Source organism: Amycolatopsis sp. cg9 (assembly GCF_041346945.1).
In the GTDB taxonomy this organism is placed as follows: domain Bacteria; phylum Actinomycetota; class Actinomycetes; order Mycobacteriales; family Pseudonocardiaceae; genus Amycolatopsis.
The window spans coordinates 5052774-5072524 of sequence record NZ_CP166850.1 but is presented as its reverse complement, the minus strand read 5'-3'; the positions used below and the strand labels follow the sequence as shown (position 1 = coordinate 5072524).

The following is a 19751-nucleotide window of genomic DNA, read 5'->3' as shown; positions in this document are numbered from 1 at the left end:
GCAGCGCCGGAGGTTCACCGCGGTTCGGGCCGCCAGTAGCCGACCACCAGCGCCGCGACCAGCACGGCCGCGCCGCACCACGCCGTAGCGCTCAGCCGCTCCCCGAGCAGCACCGCGGCCAGCACGGCCGCGGTCAGCGGCTCGAGCACCGCCGACAGCGCGCCCAGCACCGGGTGCGCGTCGGCCAGGCCGCGCAGGTACGCGGCGTAGGCGAGCGCGGTCGGGACGGCGCCGAGGTAGCAGGCCACCAGCAGGACGTCGGCGTGCAGCGGCAGCGCCATGCCGGTCCAGCTCGCCGGCGGGGTGAGGAGCAGCCCGCCGGTCAGGCAGCCGAACGCCGTCGTGGGCAGCGGCTCCAGGCCCTCGACCGGCTTCGCGGTGAGCAGCGTCAACGCCGCGAAGCCCGCCGCGGCCAGCAGCGCGAAGCCCAGACCGCCGAGGGTGGCCACGGCGTCCGGTGACCAGCGGAGCAGCACCAGGCCGGCGAGCGTGCCCGCCACCGACACGAGCGTCCAGCCACGGGGTTTCCGCGTGCCGGCGAGGGTGACCACGACGGGCGCGGCGCCGATCGTTGTCATCGTCGCGATGCTGACCGAGCTGAGCGCGACGGCGGCGAAGTAGCTCGCCTGGAACAGCGCGAACAGCCCGCCGACGACCAGGACGCGCCTGGCCGCTTCGGCCGTGCGCGGGAAGGTGCCGCCCCGCACGAGGACGAACAGGGTGGCGACCCCGCCGCCGACGAGCAACCGGTAGGCCGCGACGGCGAGCGGGTGGAGGCCGGCGAGTTCGCCGAGCAGCGAACCGGCCAGGCCGCCGGTGCCCCAGAGGACACCGGCGAGGACGAGCGCGGCCGAAGAACGGGCGCGCGTGGGCAGAGACACCAAAGGAACGCTCCTGCGTCGAAGGAAAAGGAAGATCGACGACGCGGGGCGGTGCGCAAGACGAAGCAGCCGCGGGCGCTCAGGCCACGCGGCGAGGAACCACCCCGCTCAGGCGCGGGGCGGTGGGGTGACGAGGAAGATCCGGTGCACGAGGGGAACCTAGCCGGGAAAAGCGAAGCGGGGCCACCGGTTTTCCGGTGACCCCGCCCGCGAGTGCTCAGTCCAGCTTCGCCAGCTGCTCCCGCAGCGTGTCCAGCCCCATCCCGCCCATCTTCAGCGCCTCCGCGTGGAACCGCTTGATGTCGAACGCCGCGCCCGCGCGCGCCTGGGCCTCCGCGCGGGCCGTCAGCCAGAGGCGCTCGCCGATCTTGTACGCCGGGGCCTGGCCGGGCCAGCCCAGGTAGCGGTCGATCTCGTCGCGGAGGTGGGCTTCGTCGGTGATCGTGCGGGTCAGCATGAACTCGAGGCCGAGCTCCGGCGTCCAGCGCTCGCCCTCGTGGAAGCCGGTGCCCGCCGGGATCGTCAGCTCCAGGTGCATGCCGAGGTCGACGATCACGCGGGCGGCGCGGAACAGCTGCTCCGACAGCATGCCCAGCAGGTCGCCGTCGTCCGAGAGGTAGCCCAGTTCCTCCATCAGGCGCTCCGCGTACAGGGCCCAGCCCTCCGCGTGGCCCGACGTGAACGCCATCAGGCGCTGGTACTTGTTCAGCGACGCCGACTGGTCCACCGCCGTCGCGATCTGGAGGTGGTGGCCCGGCGCGCCCTCGTGGTAGACGGTGCTCGTCTCGCGCCACGTGCTGAACTCGTCACGACCGGCGGGCAGGGACCACCACATGCGGCCCGGGCGGCCGAAGTCCTCGCTCGGGCCGGTGTAGTACGCGCCGACGCCGCCGCCGGGCGGTGCGATCTTGCACTCCAGGGCCATCACGCGGTCGGAGATCTCGAAGTGCTTGCCGCGCAACGATTCCAGGGCGCCGTCGGACAGGCGCTGCATCCAGGCCTCGAACTCGGCGCGGCCCCGGACGCGGTAGCGCGGGTCGGCGTCCAGGACCGCCGCGGCTTCCTTCGGGGTCGCGCCGGCCTTGACGCGGTTCGCGACCGCGCGCATTTCCGCTTCGAGGCGGGAAAACTCGGCCCAGCCCCAGTCGTAGGCCTCGCGCAGGTCGAGCGCGGCGCCGACGAAGTACCGCGACCACAGGCGGTAGGCGTCTTCGCCGACGGCGTCCTTGACCGGGGCCTTCGGCGCCAGCTCGGCGCGCAGGAACCCGGCGAACTCGGCGAACGCCTCCTCGGCGGCGCGCGCGCCGTGCGCGAGGTCGTTCTTCAGCGCTTCGCCCTGCGAAGACGCGCCGTCGACGAGCTCGGCGAAGAACCCCTTCGCGTCCTTCAGCCCGGCCCACGTCTCGCACTGCTCCGCCACCTTCGAGACCTGCCGCAGCGCCGCGACGTGGCCCGCGTCGGCGCCCGCGAGGAGGCCGCCGCGGACGCCCGCCAGCGCCTTCGGGACCTCGCCGATGCGGGCCGCGACGACCGACCAGTCCTGCTCCGATTCCAGCGGCATCAGGTCGAACGCCATCCGCAGCTCCTGGACGGGACTGGAGATGACGTTCAGGCTCGCCACGTCGAGGCCGGCTTCGTGGATCTCCAGCTCGAGGCCGAGGCGCTCGGTGAAGACGGCCTGCGCCGCCCGTTCCGCGGCGTCGCGCGGCTGCGCGGCGACGACGGCGGCGTGCGCCCGCGCGGCCAGTCCGGCGCGCTCGGCGTAGCCGTCGGCGGAGTAGTCGGTCAGCCGGTCGTCGTGGCCGGCGATGCCGTGGGAGGTCGCGGCGACCGGGTCCGCGGCCGCGTAGTCGTCGACGTAGCGGTCGCAGATGCCGTTTACGTCTGAAGCAGTGGAAGCCATGCGCCGCACGCTACCGGGCCACCTGGACCCGGTGGTACGGACTTCGGTCGGGGGGTCCGGGTGGCGGAGGCCCCCGGCCCGGGGCGAATGCCCCGGCTGTCACAGCACTTAAGCACGGGCCGGGACGAGCCCCAGGCGGGCGATCACCTCGCGCGTCGCCTTCGAGCGGTTGAACGTGTAGAAGTGCAGGTTCGGCACGCCCTCCGCGATCAGCTTCTCGCACAGCTCGGTGATGACGTCGATGCCCGCCGCGCGGAACGCCTTGGGGTCGTCGGCGAGCGGTTCCAGCCGGTCGAGCAGCTTCTGCGGCGCGGGGGCGCCGGACAGCTTGATCGTGGTCTGCAGCGTCCGCATCGTCGTGAGCGGCATGACGCCGGGCAGGACCGGGACGTCGCAGCCGGTCGCGGCCACCCGGTCGCGCAGCCGCAGGAAGTCCTCCGCGTCGTGGAACAGCTGCGCGATCGCGAAGTCCGCGCCCGCGCGCAGCTTGCGGACCAGGTACTTGGTGTCGGTGTCGAGGTCGGGAGAGCGGGGGTGGCCGTAGGTCGACGCCGAGACGCCGACGCAGAAGTCACCCAGCTCGCGGACGAGCTGCACCAGCTCCTCGGCGTAGGTCAGGCCCTCGGGGTGCGGGATCCACTCGCCGTAGACGTCGCCCGGCGGGTCGCCGCGCAGCGCCAGGATGTTGCGGACGCCGACCGAGGCGTACCAGCCGATGACGTTGCGCAGCTCGGCGACGGAGTGGTTGACCGCGGTCAGGTGGGCCATCGGCACCAGCGTCGTCTCGGTGGCGACGCGGGCGATGCTGCGGATCGTGCCGTCGCGGCTGGAACCGCCCGCGCCGTAGGTGATCGACATGTAGGCCGGGTCGTACGGCTCGAGCTCCCGGACCGCCTTCCACAGGACGGCCTCGTCCGCCGCGTCCCGGGGCGGGAAGAACTCGATGGAGAACTTCGGCCCGTCTCCGCGCAACCGCTCGATCACCGACGTCATGCCTGCATGTTAAGGGCCGGCGCCCGCCATGCGGGAGCCCCCGTCCGCGTCGCGAGACTGCGGTTCGACTCACATTCGAGGCGCTACGGCGGACTAAGCTGACCGGGTGCGGGACGACACCGGCTGGGACGAGGACGTGCGCCTCGCGGTCTACCACGCTTTCGCCGATCACGGCCGGGCACCGACCGCGCCGGAGCTGGCCGGCGCGGCGGGCGGCTCGCTGGCCGTCGCGAAGCAGGCGCTGCACCGCCTCGCCGACGCCCACCACCTGGTGCTCGACGACTACGAGCACGTCGTGCTGGCCCACCCCTTCGCCGCGCGGCCGCTCGGGTTCTCCGTGATGGGTTCGCACACGCTGTGGTGGGGCGGCTGCGCGTGGGACTCCTTCGCCATCCCGCACCTGGTCGAAGACGAGCCGGAAGTGCTCATCGCGACGCGCTGCCCCGGCTGCGGCCAGCCGCACGCGCTGGTCGTGGACCGCGCCGGGCCACCGGAGGGGGCGCAGGTGGCGCACTTCCTCGTGCCCGCCGCGCGGATGTGGGACGACGTGCTGCACACGTGTGCGAACCAGCGGCTGTTCTGCTGCGAGTCCTGTGTGGACGCCTGGCTCGCGGGAACCGGGCAGGACAAGGGGTGTGTGCTGGACCTGGTGACGCTGTGGCGGCTCGCGCGCGGCTGGTACGAAGGCCGGCTCGAGCGCGGCTACCGGCGCCGTGAACCCGGCAGCGCGGCCGCCTACTTCGCCGAGGCGGGCCTGACCGGGTCGTTCTGGGCCACCACGGCCGGAGTCTGATTCGCCACATCCGGGTGCCCCGGCGGCCCGCGCGCCCGCGGGTTCGGCGAGGATGGCGGCATGAACGCGCCCGCCGACACCGACCTGCCCGCCCACGTCGAGCGGGCGCTGGCCGGGTTCCTCGACCGGGCGGGCACCGAGATCCTGGGAACCGAGCCGACGGTGGCCGCCGGCATCGACGCGCTGCGCGGGTTCGTGCTGAACGGCGGCAAGCGGCTGCGCCCGACGTTCGCCTGGTGGGGCTGGCGCGGCGCGGGCGGCGACCCGGCGGGCGCGGACGCCGAGGGCGTGCTGCAGGCGGTGTCCAGCCTCGAGCTGATCCAGGCCTGCGCGCTGATCCACGACGACCTCATCGACTCCTCCGACTCGCGACGCGGCTTCCCGACCGTGCACATCGCGGGCGCGAAGCTGCACGCCGACCAGGGCTGGCTCGGCTCCCCCGCGACGTTCGGCCTGGCCACCGCGGTGCTGGTCGGCGACCTGGCGCTGGCCTGGGCGGACGACATGTTCGCCGACGCGCCGCTGCCCGCCGAGACGCTCGCCGCGGCGCGCCCGGCCTGGCGCGCGATGCGCACCGAGGTGCTCGCCGGCCAGTACCTCGACGTCCGCACGCAGGCCACCGGCGACGCCTCCGTCGAGGCCGCGCTCAAGATCGACCGGCTCAAGACCGCGGCCTACACCGTCCAGCGGCCGCTGCACCTGGGCGCCGCGCTCGGCGGGGCCACCCCCGAGCTGATCGCCACGCTGCTGGAGTTCGGCGGCGAGGTCGGCGTCGCGTTCCAGCTGCGTGACGACCTGCTCGGGGTGTTCGGCGACCCGTCGGTCACCGGCAAGCCCGCCGGGGACGACCTGCGCGAGGGCAAGCGCACGCTGCTGGTCGCGCTCGGGCTGCAGCTCGCCGCCGAGAAGGACGAGCGGGCCGCGGCCACCGTGATCGCGGACGCGATCGGCGACGCCGACCTCTCCGACGAAGGCGTCGAGACCGTCCGGATGGCGTTGCAGCAGGTCGGCGCGGTCGACGCGGTCGAACGGCGGATCGACGAGCTGACGACGGCGGCGATGGCCGCGCTGGAGCGCGCGCACCTGGCCGAGCCCGCGCCGGAGGCGCTGACCGGGCTGGTCGTCAAGGCCACCCAGCGGACGTACTGACGTGCGGACGATCGAGGGGCGGGCCGACCACGTCGTCGTGATCGGGGCCGGGCTGGCCGGGCTTTCGGCGGCCCTGCACCTGCTCGGCGCCGGCCGGCGCGTCACGCTGCTGGAGCAGGCCGACACCCCGGGCGGCCGGGCGGGCCAGCAGAGCTTCGACGGCAACGCGGTCGACACCGGCGCGAGCGTGCTGACCATGCCGGAACTGCTGGAAGAGGCCTTCGCCGCGGTCGGCGAACCGCTGGTCAAGAACCTGCGCCTGACCCGGCTCGACCCGGCGTACCGGGCGCGCTTCGCCGACGGCAGTTCCCTCGCGCTGCACACCGACGGCGACGCGATGGAGGCCGAGATCCGCGCCTTCGCCGGGGCCCGCGAGGCGGCGGGTTACCGGGCGCTGCGGCGCTGGCTGAGCGAGCTGTACGCGGTGCAGCGGGACCGGTTCATCGGGACGAACTTCGACTCGCCCGCCGACCTGGCCCGCCCCGAGCTGGCGAAGCTCGCCGCGCTGGGCGGGTTCGGCAGGCTCGGCCCGCGCATCGGCCGCTACCTGCTGGACGAGCGGGTCCGGCGGCTCTTCTCCTTCCAGTCGCTGTACGCCGGTCTCGACCCGGCGCGCGCGATCGGCGCGTACGGCGTCATCGCCTACATGGACACCGTCGGCGGCGTCTACTACCCCGAAGGCGGGATGGGCGAGATCGGCCGGGCGATGACCGGCGCCGCCGCGCGGGCGGGCGCGGAGGTCCGGTTCGGCACCGAAGCGGCCTGGCTCGAGCGGGTGAATTCGCGGGTGCGGGCGGTTCGGACGCGCTCGGGCGAGCGGATCGCGTGCGACGCCGTCGTGCTGGCCACCGAGCTGTCGACGGCGTACCGGCTGATCGGCGCGCGGCCCCGGCGGCCGGTGCCGCTGCGCTACTCGCCGTCCGCGGTGGTGCTGCACGGGCGGACCACCGGGAAGTGGGACCTCGGCCACCACACGATCTTCTTCGGCGGCGCCTGGGAGCGGACGTTCGCGGAGATCATCCGCGAGGGGAAGCTGATGAGCGACCCGTCGCTGCTGGTCACGCGCCCGACGGCGACCGACCCCGGGCTGGCCGGGCGGGGCGGCGAGATCGTCTCGGTGCTCGCGCCGGCGCCGAACACCCACCGCGGGCGGGTCGACTGGGGCCGCCTGCGCGGGCCGTACCGCGAAGAGCTGCTCCGCACGCTGGAAGCCCGCGGGCTGACCGGCTTCGGCGACGAGTTCACCGTCGACGAGACCATCACCCCGGCCGACTGGGCGGCGCGCGGGCTCGCGGCCGGGACGCCGTTCTCGCTGGCGCACACGTTCACGCAGACCGGCCCGTTCCGGCCGGCGAACCTGGTGCGCGCGGCGGGCAACGTCGTGCTGGCCGGCTGCGGCACCACCCCCGGCGTCGGCATCCCGCCGGTGCTCATCTCCGGTCGGCTGGCGGCGGAACGGATCACCGGCCGGTGAACGAACTCGACGCCGCGGGCATCCGCTCGCCGCAGCTGCGGGCCGCCTACACCGAGTGCCGGCGCATCAACGCCCACCACGGGCGCACCTTCTTCCTCGCCACCCGGCTGCTGCCGGCCCGGGCCCGCCCGGCGGCGCACGCGCTGTACGGGTTCGCGCGGATGGCCGACGAACTGGTCGACAACCCGGTACCGGGCAGCGACCCGGCGGCGGCCCTCGACCGCGTCGGCGCCATGGTCGACGTCGTCTTCGACGGCGGCACCCCGGACGACGCGGTGCTCGTGGCGCTGGCCGACACCGTGCGCCGCTACGGCCTCGAGCGCGACTTGTTCGCCGCGTTCCTGAAGTCGATGCGGATGGACCTTTCGCCGGTCGAGTTCGCGACGTTCGCCGAGCTGGGCGAGTACGTGTACGGCTCGGCCGCGGTGATCGGGCTGCAGATGCTGCCGGTGTTCGGCACGGTGGGCCCGGCGGAGGACGCGGTGCCGGGGGCGATCGCGCTGGGCGAGGCGTTCCAGCTGACGAACTTCCTGCGCGACGTCGGCGAGGACCTCGACCGGGGCCGGCTGTACCTGCCGCTCGACGAGCTGGCCGCGTTCGGCGTCTCGCGTTCGCTGCTCGAGGAGCGGCGGCCCGACCCGCGGATCCGCGCGGCACTGGCGTACTTCGTCGCGCGGACGCGGGCGGTGTACCGGCGAGCCGAAGCCGGGGTTCCGTTGCTGCGCCCCGAATCGCGGCCGTGCGTGCGGACGGCGCTGACGTTGTACCAGGGCATCCTCGACGAGATCGTCGCGCTGGACTACGACATCCTGACAAAACGCGCGGTGGTGCCGAAGTCGCGCAGGCTGGTGGTCGCACTACCCCCGTTGGCCGCGGTCTGGGCGCGCGAAACGTTCCGGGGCGGTCGTAGGCTGCGATCATGACCGAACGACGCATCCGGATCGGCCTGCAGCTCCAGCCGCAGCACGCCGACTACGACAGCATCCGGCGCACCGCGTCGGCCGCCGAAGACCTCGGGGCCGACATCGTCTTCAACTGGGACCACTTCTACCCGCTGTACGGCGACCCCGACGGCCTGCACTTCGAGTGCTGGACGATGCTCGGCGCGTGGGCGGAGTCGACGTCCCGCGTGGAGATCGGCGCGCTGGTGACCTGCAACAGCTACCGCAACCCCGAACTGCTGGCCGACATGGCCCGCACGGTCGACCACATCTCCGGCGGCCGGCTCATCCTCGGCATCGGCTCCGGCTGGTTCGAGAAGGACTACGACGAGTACGGCTACGAGTTCGGCACGGCCGGCGGCCGCCTCGACGACCTCGCGGAGTCGCTCCCGCGCATCGAGTCGCGCCTCGGCAAGCTGAACCCGGCCCCGACCCGCAAGATCCCGGTCCTCATCGGCGGCGGCGGCGAGAAGAAGACGCTGAAGCTGGTCGCGAAACACGGCGACATCTGGCACGGCTTCGGCGACCCGGAGGTCGTCGAGCGCAAGGTGAAGATCCTCGACCAGCACTGCGCGGACGTCGGCCGCGACCCGGCCGAGATCGAGCGCTCGTGCGGCGTGCAGGGCGAGCCGGACGAGCTGGGCCCGAAGCTCCTGGACCTGGGCGTCACGACGTTCACGGTCGGCGTGGGCGGCCCGGACTACGACCTGGGCGCGCTCGAGAAGTGGATCGCCTGGCGGGACAAGACCAACAGCTGAGCGGCTTCGAGGTGGTCGAGGCCGGTCCGGCCTCGACCACCGTCAGCCGCAGCTGACGACGGCGTACGCGCCGGAGCTGCTGTTCTCGGCGACGACGCGGCCGTCGCCGCGGGTGATCCGGCAGGTGATCGTGCCGCCGCCGGCGTTCTGCGCGTTCATGTTGATGCCCAGCGTGTCACCGTCGGGATCGATGGTCTTCGACCACTTCTTGCCGCGGATGCCGGTCTCTTGGGAGATGTTGAACCCCGGCTTCATGTACGTGACCATCGAGATCCCCGAGCCGGTCGTCGTGACGCCATAGGTGATCCGGTTCGCCTTGCGCTCGGCTTCCTCGTCGGCCTTGCGCTGGGCCTCGGCCGCGGCCGAGGAACTGGCCGCCGCCTTCGAAGACTCTTCGGCGGCCGCGGAAGACGCCTTGGCCGCCTCCGAGTACCGGCTTTCCTGGGCTTCCCAGCTCGCCTTCGCGGCGGAGCTCTCGGCGGCCGCCGCGACCGGATCCGTGGTGCGGACTGGCGGGGTGGTCAGCTCCGAAGTCGCGTCGGCCGTGAGCGCCGGCTTCGGCGCGGTGGCGACTGAAATCGAGCCGACGAGGACGGTGGCACCCACCGCCGCGGCGATCCACGGCCACTTGGGGCGCTTCTTCGGACCGGGTGGCGGCTGGACTGCGGGGAAGGTCATGCGGTTCTCGATTCGGGGTATCGCCGGCACGTTCCCTCGCGTCGTCGCACCACTCCGAGCCGTTGTTACCCTCCGCAACGAAAACAGGCCGAAAGACCCTGCTCGGCGGGGCTGATGACCTCAGTGCGTCACGACCGCGCCCGGTGTGCGGCGACCCGTTCCCGCGTCGCGCACCGGGGCGAGCAAAACCTCCGGGGGCTGCCGCCGGCCGTGTGGGCGAACGGCCTGCCGCACGAGGGTGAAGCGCACAGGCCGCCAGGGACGTCCTGGCGTTCGGCCAGCAGCGAAGCCAGCCCCAGTGCCGACGACGTCACCAGCCACGCGCCCCACGGGCCGTCGTCCGCCGCGTCGACGTGCAGGTGCCAGCCGTAGCCCTCGTCGTGGTCGGTCAGTCGCGGCGGGCGTGCGTACGCCGCGAACAGCGCGTTGAGCACCGAAGCCGCCGTCGCCACGTCGGGTGCCGCGAACACCTCCCGCAGCTCGAGTGCCGCCGCGTGCAGTTCTGCCACGTCCACGTCCGAGACGTCGGTTTCCCCGTGCTCGCGCAGGACGCGCGCCACCGCGGCCGGATCGGGGTCCGGGAGCAGGACGTTCAGCAGGTCGACCGCGCGCTGCACGGAATCCCGGTGCGGAAATGCCATGCCCCACTGTAACGTCTTGCTCATGTTAAGGCGTTACCTGACCGGTGCGACGCTCGCGCGGACCGGCGACGAGCTGTCCGGTCCCGCGCTCCTCCTGCTCGGGCTGACCGCCGGGCCGCACGCCGGGGCGGGGCTGCTCGCCGGGCTGACCGCGGCCGCCGCGGTGGGCGGGCCGGTGTTCGGGGCCTTCCTCGACCGCAGTCCGGCGCCGGGGCGGCTGCTCGCCGCCGCCCTCGCCGGGTACGCGGGCGGGATCGCGCTGGTCGCCGCCACCTTCGGGCACCTGCCGCTCGCCGTCGTGGTCGCCGTGGCGGCCGCGACCGGCCTGCTCAATCCGGCCATCGCCGGCGGCTGGACCGCCCAGCTGCCCGCCGTCGCCGGGCCCCGGCTGCACGAAGCCAGCCGGCTCGACGCGCTCACCTTCACCGCCGCCGCGCTGGCCGGGCCCGGGATCGCGGGGCTGCTCGGCGGGCCGGCCGGGCTCGTCGTGGCCGTCGCCCTGGTCGCCGTCGCGGCGCCGGTGGCGTGGTCCCTGCCGAGGAAGCGCCGGAAGGCGAGGACCCACCTGCGGGAGGGCTTCACGGTCCTGGTCCGCAACGTCCCGCTGCGGCGGGCGACGCTCGCGTCGACGCTCTCCTGCGCCGGCATCGGTATGGTCACCGTCTGTTACCCGCTGCTGGGCGCGGCCCACCTCCGCGGCCCGGCGGACGGCGCCCTGCTGCTGACCGTCCTGGCCGTGACGTCGCTGTCGGCCAACGCCGTCTTCGCGAAGAAACCGCTGCCGTGGGCGCCGGACCGGACGGTGTGGCTGAGCACGCTGGTCCTGGCCGCCAGCGCCGTCCTGGCCGCGAGCGCCGACGGCGTGACCCTGCTGGTCCTGGCCGCGGCGACGGCTGGGTTCGCCGAAGGTCCGCAGCTCACGGCGTTGTTCGCGATCCGCCACCGCGAAGCGCCAGAGCACGTCCGGGCGCAGGTGTTCACGACGGCGGCGAGCGTGAAGATCACCGGGCTGGCGGCGGGAGCTGCACTGGCCGGTCCGCTCGCCGCCTGGTCGCTCCCCGCGTGCCTCGGCGTCGCCGCGGCGGTCCAAGCAGCCGCCGCGCTCAGCTATCTGCGCAGGTCAGAACGCCATCGCCTGCGCGCGCCGCTTGACCTCGGTGCCGTGGCTGGTGCGCAGCGCGTTGACGGGGGTGCTGCCGGGCAGGCTGTCGTCCGCGGTGAACAGCCACCGCAGCATCTCCGTCCGGCTGAACCCGGAGTCGGCGAGCACGGTGATGGTGCCCGCCAGGCCCTTGACCACGCCGTCCTTGACGAAGAAGTCGCTGGGCACGCACAGTTCGCCGCCGCGCTTCAGCGCGATCAGCTGTCCGTCGCGCAGCATCTGCCGGACCTTGTTGGCCGAAGTCCCCAGAGCCTTCGCGACCTCGGGCAACGGGAGGACCGCGATAGCGGTGTCGAGGACGTCGTCGGCGACAGGAATCCCACTCACAGGTGACACTGTGCCACATTCGGCCCCCTCACCCGCTAGTGCGCACGGGTGACCCGCGAGGTCTCCTCCACGAGGCGTGTGCGGTTCCGTACGATCCATACCCGTGACACGCACCCATCCCAGCCTGGTCGGCACGCTCCTCGAGCGCCGCTACCGGGTGGACCGGCTGCTCGCCCACGGCGGAATGTCTTCCGTCTACCGGGGGACGGACACCCGGCTGGACCGTCCGGTCGCGATCAAGATCATGGACCCGCGGTTCGCGGACGACCGGTCGTTCGTCGACCGGTTCGTGCGCGAGGCCCAGTCCGCGGCGCAGCTGCACCACCCGCACGTGGTGGCGGTGCACGACCAGGGCTTCGACCTGCCGCAGGGTGCGGAGTCGGGGCTGGCGTTCCTGGTCATGGAGCTGGTGGACGGCGGGACGCTGCGCGACCTGCTCGACGAGCGCGGTCCCCTGGACGTCGCCCTGGCGCTGAGCGTGGCCGAGCCGGTGCTGTCGGCGCTGGCCTCCGCGCACCGGGCGGGGCTGGTGCACCGGGACGTGAAGCCGGAGAACGTGCTGATCGGCCGGTCCGGCCCGCACACCGGCGGCGCGGTGAAGGTCGCGGACTTCGGCCTGGTGCGGGCGGTGGCGAGCGCGGGCACGACGAGCTCGAGCGTCATCCTCGGCACGGTCGCCTACCTCTCCCCCGAGCAGGTCGAAACCGGCGCGGCGTCGGCGCGCGGCGACGTCTACTCGGCCGGGATCCTGCTCTACGAAATGCTGACCGGCCAGGTGCCCTACACCGGCGACACGGCGATCTCGGTGGCGTACCGGCACGTGAACGACGACGTGCCGCGCCCGAGCCTGCTGCGCCCGGACCTGCCGCCGGAGCTCGACGACCTGATCACGCGCGCGACCCGCCGCGACCCGGAGCAGCGCCCGGCCGACGCCGGCGAGTTCCTCACCGAGCTGACCGCGGTGCGCGCCCAGCTGGGGCTGCTGCCGGTGACGGTGCCGATCCCGGTCGCCCGCGGCCGGGGCGACGTCGCCGACACCGAGCGCACGCTGCCGCGCATCCCGCAGGTGCCGGACGGCGAGAAGACGATGCCGGTGCACCGGCCGAACGCGACGCGGGCGCTGAGCCACCCCGGCACCCCGCCGCCGGGGATCACCCAGCAGATCCCGCCGGTCCGGCCGGCCCCGCCGCGGCGCCGGAGCGAGCCGGAACCGGAGCAGCCGAAGGACAAGCGCAAGCTCATCGCCATCGTCGCCGGTGCGGTGCTGCTGTTCGGCGGGCTGATCACCGCGTTCGTCTTCATGCTCACCGACACCGGTGGCGACAAGACCGCGACGGTGCCGAAGCTCGTCGGGCTGAACCAGGCCGCGGCGGGCGACGCGCTGCGCGCGGTGAAGCTGACCCCGCAGTTCAGCCAGGAGTACGACAACTCGGTCCCGTCGAACACCGTGCTGCGCGCCGAGCCCGCCGAGGGCACGTCGCTGGCCCCGAACTCGGCGGTGTCGGTGGTGCTGTCCAAGGGCCGCCCGGCGGTCCCGGACGTCCGGCCGGGCACCGCGCTGCCCGACGCCGAGAACGCGATCAAGACCGCGCAGCTGACCCCGGTCCGCGGCACCGACGACTACGACGCCGAGGTCCCGCAGGGCGCGGTCATCCGCACCGAGCCCGCCGCCGGCAGCCAGCTGAACATCGGCGGCCAGGTCACCATCATCGTGTCGAAGGGCCCGATCCCGCTGCCGCCGGTCCCGGACGTCACCGGGCGGAGCAAGGACGAGGCCTTCCAGCTGCTGCAGCAGGCCGGCTTCGAGCCGTTCCAGGCGGGCGAGGAGTTCAAGCAGGACGTCCCGGGCGGCGCCGTCACCCGGACCGACCCGCCGGCCAACTCGCAGGCGAAGGAAAAGCGGATCGGCGTCTTCGTCAACAACGCCGTCCAGGTGCCGGACGTCCGGTTCCGCTCGTTCGACGACGCCCAGAAGATCCTGGAGCAGGCCGGGCTGAAGGCCGACCGCGACGGCGGCCGGGGCCGCGGCAACGGCGGCGGGTTCGACTTCGTCTTCAACCAGGACCCGCAGCCGGGGACGTTCGTGCAGAAGGGCTCCAAGGTCAAGCTCAAGGGCTTCGGGCAGTGATCGGCAGCCGCGGCCGGGTCACCGGCACGATCGGCCCCGGCCTCGTCGGCGAGGTGCTGCTGAACGTCCGGGGCGGCACGGAGGCGTTCTACGCCTACCCGGCCGACCCGGACGAGACGTACCGCTCCGGCACGCAGGTGCTCGTGGTGGACTTCGAACCCCCGCGGACGGTTTATGTCGAACGGTGGCAACCGCTGAGCCGCTGACGGCGTCGAAGGGGCACCAACACACCCACAACAGAAGAGCGAGGGGGTCGGTGCCATGAGTCTCGTGGAAATCCTGCTGGTTTCCGTCGGTGGTCTCATCGTCGCGCTGGTGGTGATCTTCGGCATCCTGCGGCTGCTCTACAAGGTCGCCGAGCCGAACGAAGCCCTGATCATCTCCGGGCTCGGCGTCCGCGTCGACCGCGCGGACACCGCGGACAGCCTGGGCTTCAAGATCATCACCGGCCGCGGGGTGAACGTCCTGCCCGGCTTCCAGACGGCCCGGCGGCTGTCGCTGGACACCCGCGGCGTCAACCTGCAGGTCTCGTGCGTGACCAAGCAGGGGCTGCCGGTCACCGTGCGGGCCGTCGTCATCTACAAGGTCGGGGACGACTTCGCCTCGATCGCCAACGCCGCCCGCCGGTTCCTGGACCAGCAGAAGGGCATGAACGACACGATCCACGAGCTGTTCTCCGGGCACCTGCGCTCGATCGTGGGCGGGCTGACCATCGAGGAGATGATCCACAACCGCGACGCGCTCACCGGCGAGGTGCGCCAGTCGTCGGCCACGGAGATGATCAAGCTCGGGCTGATCGTGGACTCGCTGCAGATCCAGGAGATCGACGACGAGTCGGGCTACATCAACAACCTCGGCAAGCCGCACGCCGCCGCGATCGCCGCGTCGGCCCGCATCGCCGAGGCGCAGCGCGACCAGGAGGCCGCCGAGGTCGAGCAGGTCTCCGCGGCCAAGAAGGCGGCCGCGGTCCGCGAGAGCCAGATCCAGCAGGCCGGTTACCAGGCCGAGGTCGACCAGGCGCGGGCGAAGGCGTCGCAGTCGGGTCCGCTGGCCGAGGCGACCGCGCGCCAGGAGGTCGTCGTCCAGGAGACCCGCGCCGCCGAGCTGGAAGCGGCGCTGGCCGAGCAGCGGCTGCAGTCGCAGGTCCGCAAGCCGGCCGACGCGAAGGCGTACGACACGCGGACGACGGCCGACGCCGCCCGTGACGCTTCGATCGCGAAGGCGCAGGCCGAGGCGAAGGAGACCGAGCTGCGCGCCGCAGCGGACGCGACCCGCGTGAAGACGGCCGCCGAGGCCGAGGCGCAGGCCACGAAGGCCCGCGCGGAGGCGGCGGCCGGGGCGACCCGGGCGACCGGTGAAGCGGAGGCGGCCGCGGCCAAGGCGCGCGGCCTGGCCGACGCGGAGGCCGCGAAGGCGAAGGGTCTCGCCGAAGCGGAGTCGGCCCGGGCGAAGGGTCTCGCCGAGGCCGACGCCATCAAGGCGCGCGCGGCGGCGCTGGCGGAGAACCAGGAAGCCGTCGTCGCGCAGCAGCTGGCCGAGCGCTGGCCGGAGATCGTCGAGGCGGGCGCGAGCGCGTTCGGCAACGTCGACCACATGGTCGTGCTCAACGGCGCCGACGGCATGTCCGACATGTTCGCCAAGGCGCTGTCCCTCGGCGGAACCGGTCTCGGCCTGGCCCGGCAGCTCATGGACGCCATGGGCAAGCCGGCCGAGAAGGAGCTCGACGAAGCCGCGCGGAAGAACGGCGAGTTGAAGCTGAGCGACTGACGCGTCACGGAACGTACGGCCCTTGTGTCCCGGATCACGGGAAGCAAGGGCCGTACGCCCGATCGGGGGCGGCAATTCCCGTGATGTTGTCCTACCGTGGGCGCATGGTGCCGGACTGCGTGTCGCGGGCCGTCCGATGAGCTTCTTCACCGGCGGTCCCCGTGAGCGTCCCCTGTTCCCCGTCCCGGAGCAGGAGCTGTACGCGTTCAACGGCCGGCACTGGACCGACGCCCCGCGCGAGTACATCGTCCCGGCCGTGCTGCCGCTGGCGCAGCCGCTGGGCCGGTCCGACCGCACCATCGTGGCGCTGCGCTCGGTCGAGGTGTGGCCGCAGGCGTTCACGCTGCGCGTCACGGTCTACTCCCGGGACAGCCTGGTCGACGACCCCGCCGAGGGGCTGATCGACCACCGGCGCAAGCCCGACTACAACGGGCTGCTCTTCGGCGTGCTCTACGCCGACGGCAGCCGGGCGAGCTCGGAGACGGTCTCGGTGCCGTCGGCGTCCGAACCGGAAGAACCGGTGCTGCGGGCGCAGGCGGTCGGCGGCACGCGCTTCGCCGTCGAGCACGAGGTGTTCCTGTGGCCGCTGCCCCCGGCCGGCCCGCTCAAGCTCGTCGTGCAGTGGAAGGACCGGAACATCCCGGAGACCCGGACGACGCTCGACGGCGGCGCGATCCGGGCCGCCGCGAAGGACGCCGCGGAGATCTGGCCCGGGCTCGGCAAGAGGCAGGCGAACGGCCTGCCGGTGCGCCGCGTCGGCAAGCAAGTGGCACTGACCCCCGAATGGGGGACCTCGGTGGTGCGGGCAGAGCAGCCCGAACCCGCCCCGGGTGAGTGAACACCAGCTGATCTGTGACCCCGGGCACCGCGGCCCGGGGTATCTCGAATGGATGAACGGGGTGAGTAGTTAGCGTCGTGGAAACACTTCGACCACCCGGCCGTCACGTCGGGCTGGTGCAGTGGAACCCCTCCTCCTGACGCACGTGGCCGTGCACACCCGCGAACCAGGGAAGGTCGCTCATGGCAGCCTCGCCGCTCAGCGCACTAGACGTCGCTTTCCTTTGCCTGGAAAGCGAAACCTCCCCGATGCACATGGGGGCGGTGCTCACGTTCACCGCCCGCGGCCCGGTGGACGCCGGGGCGCTGACGGCGACCCTCGCCGAACGGGCGGCGCGGCTGCCGAAGCTGCGCCAGCGGGCGCGCGCGGAGCTGTTCCCGCCGGGCTCCGCGAGCTGGACCGAGGACCCGGGATTCGTTGCGGCGGAACACATCCACCACGTCGTGCTCAGCTCGCTGTACGAACCGGACCCCCTGGCGGCGTACGCGTCGCAGTGGATCGCCGAGCCGCTCGACACCGCCCGGCCGCTGTGGGACCTCACCCTCGTGACCGGGCTGCCGGACGGCAAGTTCGCGCTGCTGCTCAAGCTGCACCACGCGCTCACCGACGGCGCCGGGGCGTACGCGGTCGCGGCCGGGCTGCTCGACGGCGTCAAGCTGCCGGAGCGGATCCCGGCGCAGCGCCGGCCGGGCGCGGCACCGCGCTCCACTTTGGACACGGTGAAGGACGCGCTGGGCACGGCGTGGGACCAGGCGAACGAAACCGCCGGGATCGCCTCGTCGCTCGTGCGGGCCGCGCGGCCGCCGCTGTCCCCCATTTCGGCGCCGACGTCCGCCGAGCGGCGCCTCGGGTTCGTGCGGCTGCCGCTGACGGACCTGCGCCGGGTGCGCCAGGCCCACGGCGGCACCACGAACGACGTCGTGCTGGCGGTGCTGTCCGGCGCGCTGCGCGAGTGGCTGGTCAACCGCGGCCACCGCGCCGACGGCCGCACGCTGCGCGCGCTGATCCCGGTGAGCGTGCGCGGCCGGGCGGGCGGCGGGCTCGGCGGCAACAAGCTGTCCGGCTACCTGTGCGACCTGCCGGTCGGCGAGGACGACCCGGTCGAGCGGCTGCGCGTGGTGCGCCGCGCGATGACCCGCAACAAGGCGGCGGGCCCCAGCCGCGGCGCCGGCGCGCTGCCGCTGCTCGCCGACCGCGTCCCGCCGCTGCTGCACCGGCTGGGCACGCGCACCGCGGGACTGGCCGCGCCGATGCTGTTCGACCTGGTCATCACCACGGTCCCGCTGCCACCGGCCCGGCTGTCGATCGACGGCGCCCGGCTGGCGGAGGTCTACCCGTTCGTGCCGCTGGCCCCGCGCCACGCGGTCGGCATCGCGGTGGCCACCTACCGCGACTCGGTGCACGTCGGCCTCCAGGCCAACGGCGAAGCGGTGCCGGACATCGGCTCGCTGCGCGACGCGGTGCTGAAGTCCGCGGCCCGCCTGGTCGACGCCTCCTGACCCAAGCGCCCCAATGTGGCGTTGGTGGCGTTCGACGCACCGAACGCCACATTGGGTGCGCTGGACGCACCGAACGCCACTTTGGGGCGCGGCCGGGGTCCGGTCAGCCGCGCCGGGCCGGGTTCGCCGCCGGGCCGACCACCTCCAGGAACGCCAGCGCCTCGGCACCGCGGGAGCCGGGTGGCGCGGTGTAGAGCACGAGGTGCTGGTCGTCTCCGGGCAGGTCGAGCGAGTCGCAGTCGACGGTCACCTCGCCCACGGCCGGGTGCCGGAAGGTCTTGGTGAGCACCGGCGCCGCCTGGACGTCGTGCCGCTCCCACAGCCGGGCGAAGTCGGCGCTGCCCGCCCGCAGTTCCTCGACGAGCCCGCGCACCGCCGGGTCGGCGGGGTAACGGGCCAGCGTGGCGCGCAGCTCCATGACGACGGTGAGCCGGAACTCGGCGGCGTCGGAGATCCCGTACGGCGGCTCGGCCGGCCCCAGGAACGCCTTGCGGGCGAGGTTGCGCCGCTCGGGAGCGACGTCGGCGAAGTCCTCCATGAGCGCGGCCGCGAGGTCGTTCCACGCCAGCACCTCGAACGTGGCGGAGATGACGATGGCGGCCGTCTGCGGCAGCCGCCGCAGCAACGCGAGGATGCTGGGGCGGACGTCACGGCGGTGCAAGCCGCTCCGGATCGGCGCGGTGCCCGCCAGGACGTGCAGGTGCTCGGACTCGGCGCCGGTCAGCCGCAGCGCACCGGCGATCCCGGCCAGGACCTCGCCCGACGGGCGGGGCGCCCGGCCCTGCTCGAGGCGGACGTAGTACTCGGTGGAGATGTGCGCGAGCACCGCGACCTCTTCCCGGCGCAGTCCCGGCGTCCTCCGGCGCGGCCCGGCGGGCAGGCCGACGTCCTGCGGCCGCAGCCGCTCACGACGGCTGCGGAGGAACGCGCCGAGCTCTTGCTTGTCCACCCGTCCAGTATGGGGACGGCGTGCCGCCGGATCGTGGTACGGCTTGTGCCTGCCTCCGGCCGCCGGGGCGGGGCAGCGTCGGGACCATGACGAACACCAGCCACCCCGCACCCATCGGCCTGCTCACCGGCAAGGTCGTGCTCATCACCGGCGCCAGCCGCGGCATCGGCGCGGCCGCCGCCCGCCTCTTCGCCCGGGAAGGTGCCGCCGTCGTGCTGGCCGCACGCGGCACCGAGTCCCTCGAGCGCATCGCCGGCGAGATCCGCGACGCGGGCGGCCACGCCGACGCCGTCGCGCTGGACCTGGCCGATCCCGCGAGCATCCGGGCCGCCGTCGACCGCGTCGAGCAGCTCCACGGCCGCCTCGACGGGGCGTTCAACAACGGCGCGGCCATCCAGCGGCCCGGTCCGCTGGAGACGACCGCCGAGGAAGAGATCGACGAGCAGTTCGCGGTGAACTTCCGCGCGCACTGGACGGCCATGACCGCCGAGGCCGCGCTCATGCGCCGGAGCGGCGGAGGGGCGATCGTCAACACCTCGAGCATCGGCAGCCGCCGCGCCAACCCCGCCCTGCCCGCCTACGGCGCCATGAAGCGGGCGCTGAACAGCCTCACCGAGACCGCCGCCGTGACCTGGGGTCCGCAGGGCATCCGGGTCAACGGCCTCACGCCCGGCGGCACCGCCACGGACATGATCGACGCGTGGGAAGCCGCGACCCCCGGCATCGTCGAGCGGATCACCGCGTCGGTCCCGCTCGGCCGCATGGCCGAGCCCCGCGAGGTCGCCGAGGCGGCCGCTTGGCTGCTCAGCGACCGCGCGGCCATGGTGACCGGGGCGATCGTGCCGGTCGACGGCGGGGCCGGCGCCTGAG

20 protein-coding genes are annotated in these 19751 nt (G+C 73.5%); 11 read left to right on the top strand and 9 right to left on the bottom strand.

Going from position 1 to position 19751, the window contains the following annotated elements:
- Nucleotides 1-14 precede the first annotated feature (14 nt).
- The 3 genes from AB5J73_RS24320 to AB5J73_RS24310 form a co-directional block, all read right to left on the bottom strand.
- Entirely contained in the window at nt 15-884 is an 870-nt protein-coding gene (locus AB5J73_RS24320; RefSeq protein ID WP_370972549.1) for a DMT family transporter, read from the bottom strand.
- 214 nt (nt 885-1098) lie between these two features.
- The gene (locus AB5J73_RS24315; RefSeq protein ID WP_370972547.1) at nt 1099-2784 is read right to left on the bottom strand and encodes a DUF885 domain-containing protein; all 1686 of its coding nucleotides are present in this window, start codon (nt 2782-2784) and stop codon (nt 1099-1101) included.
- Between the two features lie 108 nt (nt 2785-2892).
- Entirely contained in the window at nt 2893-3777 is an 885-nt protein-coding gene (locus AB5J73_RS24310) for a methylenetetrahydrofolate reductase (RefSeq protein WP_370972545.1), read from the bottom strand.
- Nucleotides 3778-3883: 106 nt separating this feature from the next.
- On the opposite strand from AB5J73_RS24310, the gene merB reads away from it, so the two are divergent.
- Genes merB through AB5J73_RS24285 form a run of 5 tightly spaced genes read left to right on the top strand, consistent with a single transcriptional unit; the run spans nt 3884 to nt 8892 of the window.
- Nucleotides 3884-4570 carry an organomercurial lyase gene (merB, locus tag AB5J73_RS24305; RefSeq protein WP_370972543.1) on the top strand — a complete coding sequence of 229 codons (687 nt, stop codon included), beginning with the start codon at nt 3884-3886 and terminating at the stop codon, nt 4568-4570.
- Between the two features lie 60 nt (nt 4571-4630).
- The gene (locus AB5J73_RS24300) at nt 4631-5719 is read left to right on the top strand and encodes a polyprenyl synthetase family protein (protein ID WP_370972541.1); all 1089 of its coding nucleotides are present in this window, start codon (nt 4631-4633) and stop codon (nt 5717-5719) included.
- Between the two features lies 1 nt (nt 5720).
- Nucleotides 5721-7193 (top strand): phytoene desaturase family protein, encoded by a 1473-nt coding sequence (gene crtI / locus AB5J73_RS24295; RefSeq protein ID WP_370972539.1) that lies wholly within the window; start codon nt 5721-5723, stop codon nt 7191-7193.
- Nucleotides 7190-8116 carry a phytoene/squalene synthase family protein gene (locus AB5J73_RS24290; protein ID WP_370972537.1) on the top strand — a complete coding sequence of 309 codons (927 nt, stop codon included), beginning with the start codon at nt 7190-7192 and terminating at the stop codon, nt 8114-8116. Before crtI ends, AB5J73_RS24290 begins: the two co-directional genes overlap by 4 nt.
- Nucleotides 8113-8892: an LLM class F420-dependent oxidoreductase gene (locus AB5J73_RS24285; protein WP_370972535.1), complete on the top strand. Its 780-nt coding sequence runs from the start codon at nt 8113-8115 to the stop codon at nt 8890-8892. The genes AB5J73_RS24290 and AB5J73_RS24285 overlap by 4 nt, the downstream gene beginning before the upstream one ends.
- Nucleotides 8893-8934: 42 nt before the next feature.
- On the opposite strand, the gene AB5J73_RS24280 is transcribed toward AB5J73_RS24285, so the two are convergent.
- The 5 genes from AB5J73_RS24280 to AB5J73_RS24260 form a co-directional block, all read right to left on the bottom strand.
- Nucleotides 8935-9570: a hypothetical protein gene (locus tag AB5J73_RS24280; protein WP_370972533.1), complete on the bottom strand. Its 636-nt coding sequence runs from the start codon at nt 9568-9570 to the stop codon at nt 8935-8937.
- A gap of 128 nt (nt 9571-9698) precedes the next feature.
- Nucleotides 9699-10211 carry a CGNR zinc finger domain-containing protein gene (locus tag AB5J73_RS24275; RefSeq protein ID WP_370973300.1) on the bottom strand — a complete coding sequence of 171 codons (513 nt, stop codon included), beginning with the start codon at nt 10209-10211 and terminating at the stop codon, nt 9699-9701.
- A gap of 33 nt (nt 10212-10244) precedes the next feature.
- A complete protein-coding gene (locus AB5J73_RS24270) occupies nt 10245-10871 on the bottom strand; it encodes a hypothetical protein (protein WP_370972531.1) in 627 nt (208 codons plus the stop codon).
- A 6-nt stretch (nt 10872-10877) separates the two neighbouring features.
- The gene (locus AB5J73_RS24265; RefSeq protein WP_370972529.1) at nt 10878-11216 is read right to left on the bottom strand and encodes a hypothetical protein; all 339 of its coding nucleotides are present in this window, start codon (nt 11214-11216) and stop codon (nt 10878-10880) included.
- 115 nt (nt 11217-11331) lie between these two features.
- The gene (locus tag AB5J73_RS24260) at nt 11332-11700 is read right to left on the bottom strand and encodes an Rv2175c family DNA-binding protein (RefSeq protein ID WP_158104421.1); all 369 of its coding nucleotides are present in this window, start codon (nt 11698-11700) and stop codon (nt 11332-11334) included.
- A 103-nt stretch (nt 11701-11803) separates the two neighbouring features.
- Between AB5J73_RS24260 and pknB the strand changes: the two genes are divergently transcribed.
- The 5 genes from pknB to AB5J73_RS24235 all read left to right on the top strand — a co-directional run bounded on the left by pknB (nt 11804) and on the right by AB5J73_RS24235 (nt 17932).
- A complete protein-coding gene (pknB, locus tag AB5J73_RS24255) occupies nt 11804-13828 on the top strand; it encodes a Stk1 family PASTA domain-containing Ser/Thr kinase (protein ID WP_370972526.1) in 2025 nt (674 codons plus the stop codon).
- Nucleotides 13825-14034 (top strand): hypothetical protein, encoded by a 210-nt coding sequence (locus AB5J73_RS24250; protein ID WP_370972524.1) that lies wholly within the window; start codon nt 13825-13827, stop codon nt 14032-14034. Before pknB ends, AB5J73_RS24250 begins: the two co-directional genes overlap by 4 nt.
- Nucleotides 14035-14089: 55 nt before the next feature.
- Complete coding sequence (locus tag AB5J73_RS24245; RefSeq protein WP_370972522.1) at nt 14090-15595, top strand: SPFH domain-containing protein; 1506 nt, start codon at nt 14090-14092, stop codon at nt 15593-15595.
- 136 nt (nt 15596-15731) lie between these two features.
- Nucleotides 15732-16433 carry a hypothetical protein gene (locus tag AB5J73_RS24240; RefSeq protein ID WP_370972520.1) on the top strand — a complete coding sequence of 234 codons (702 nt, stop codon included), beginning with the start codon at nt 15732-15734 and terminating at the stop codon, nt 16431-16433.
- A gap of 248 nt (nt 16434-16681) precedes the next feature.
- A complete protein-coding gene (locus tag AB5J73_RS24235) occupies nt 16682-17932 on the top strand; it encodes a wax ester/triacylglycerol synthase family O-acyltransferase (RefSeq protein WP_370973298.1) in 1251 nt (416 codons plus the stop codon).
- A gap of 103 nt (nt 17933-18035) precedes the next feature.
- On the opposite strand, the gene AB5J73_RS24230 is transcribed toward AB5J73_RS24235, so the two are convergent.
- Nucleotides 18036-18881 (bottom strand): helix-turn-helix transcriptional regulator, encoded by an 846-nt coding sequence (locus AB5J73_RS24230; protein WP_370972518.1) that lies wholly within the window; start codon nt 18879-18881, stop codon nt 18036-18038.
- Between the two features lie 86 nt (nt 18882-18967).
- Here AB5J73_RS24230 and AB5J73_RS24225 point away from each other — a divergent pair, with 86 nt between their 5' ends.
- Complete coding sequence (locus AB5J73_RS24225; protein WP_370972516.1) at nt 18968-19750, top strand: SDR family NAD(P)-dependent oxidoreductase; 783 nt, start codon at nt 18968-18970, stop codon at nt 19748-19750.
- Nucleotide 19751 lies beyond the last annotated feature (1 nt).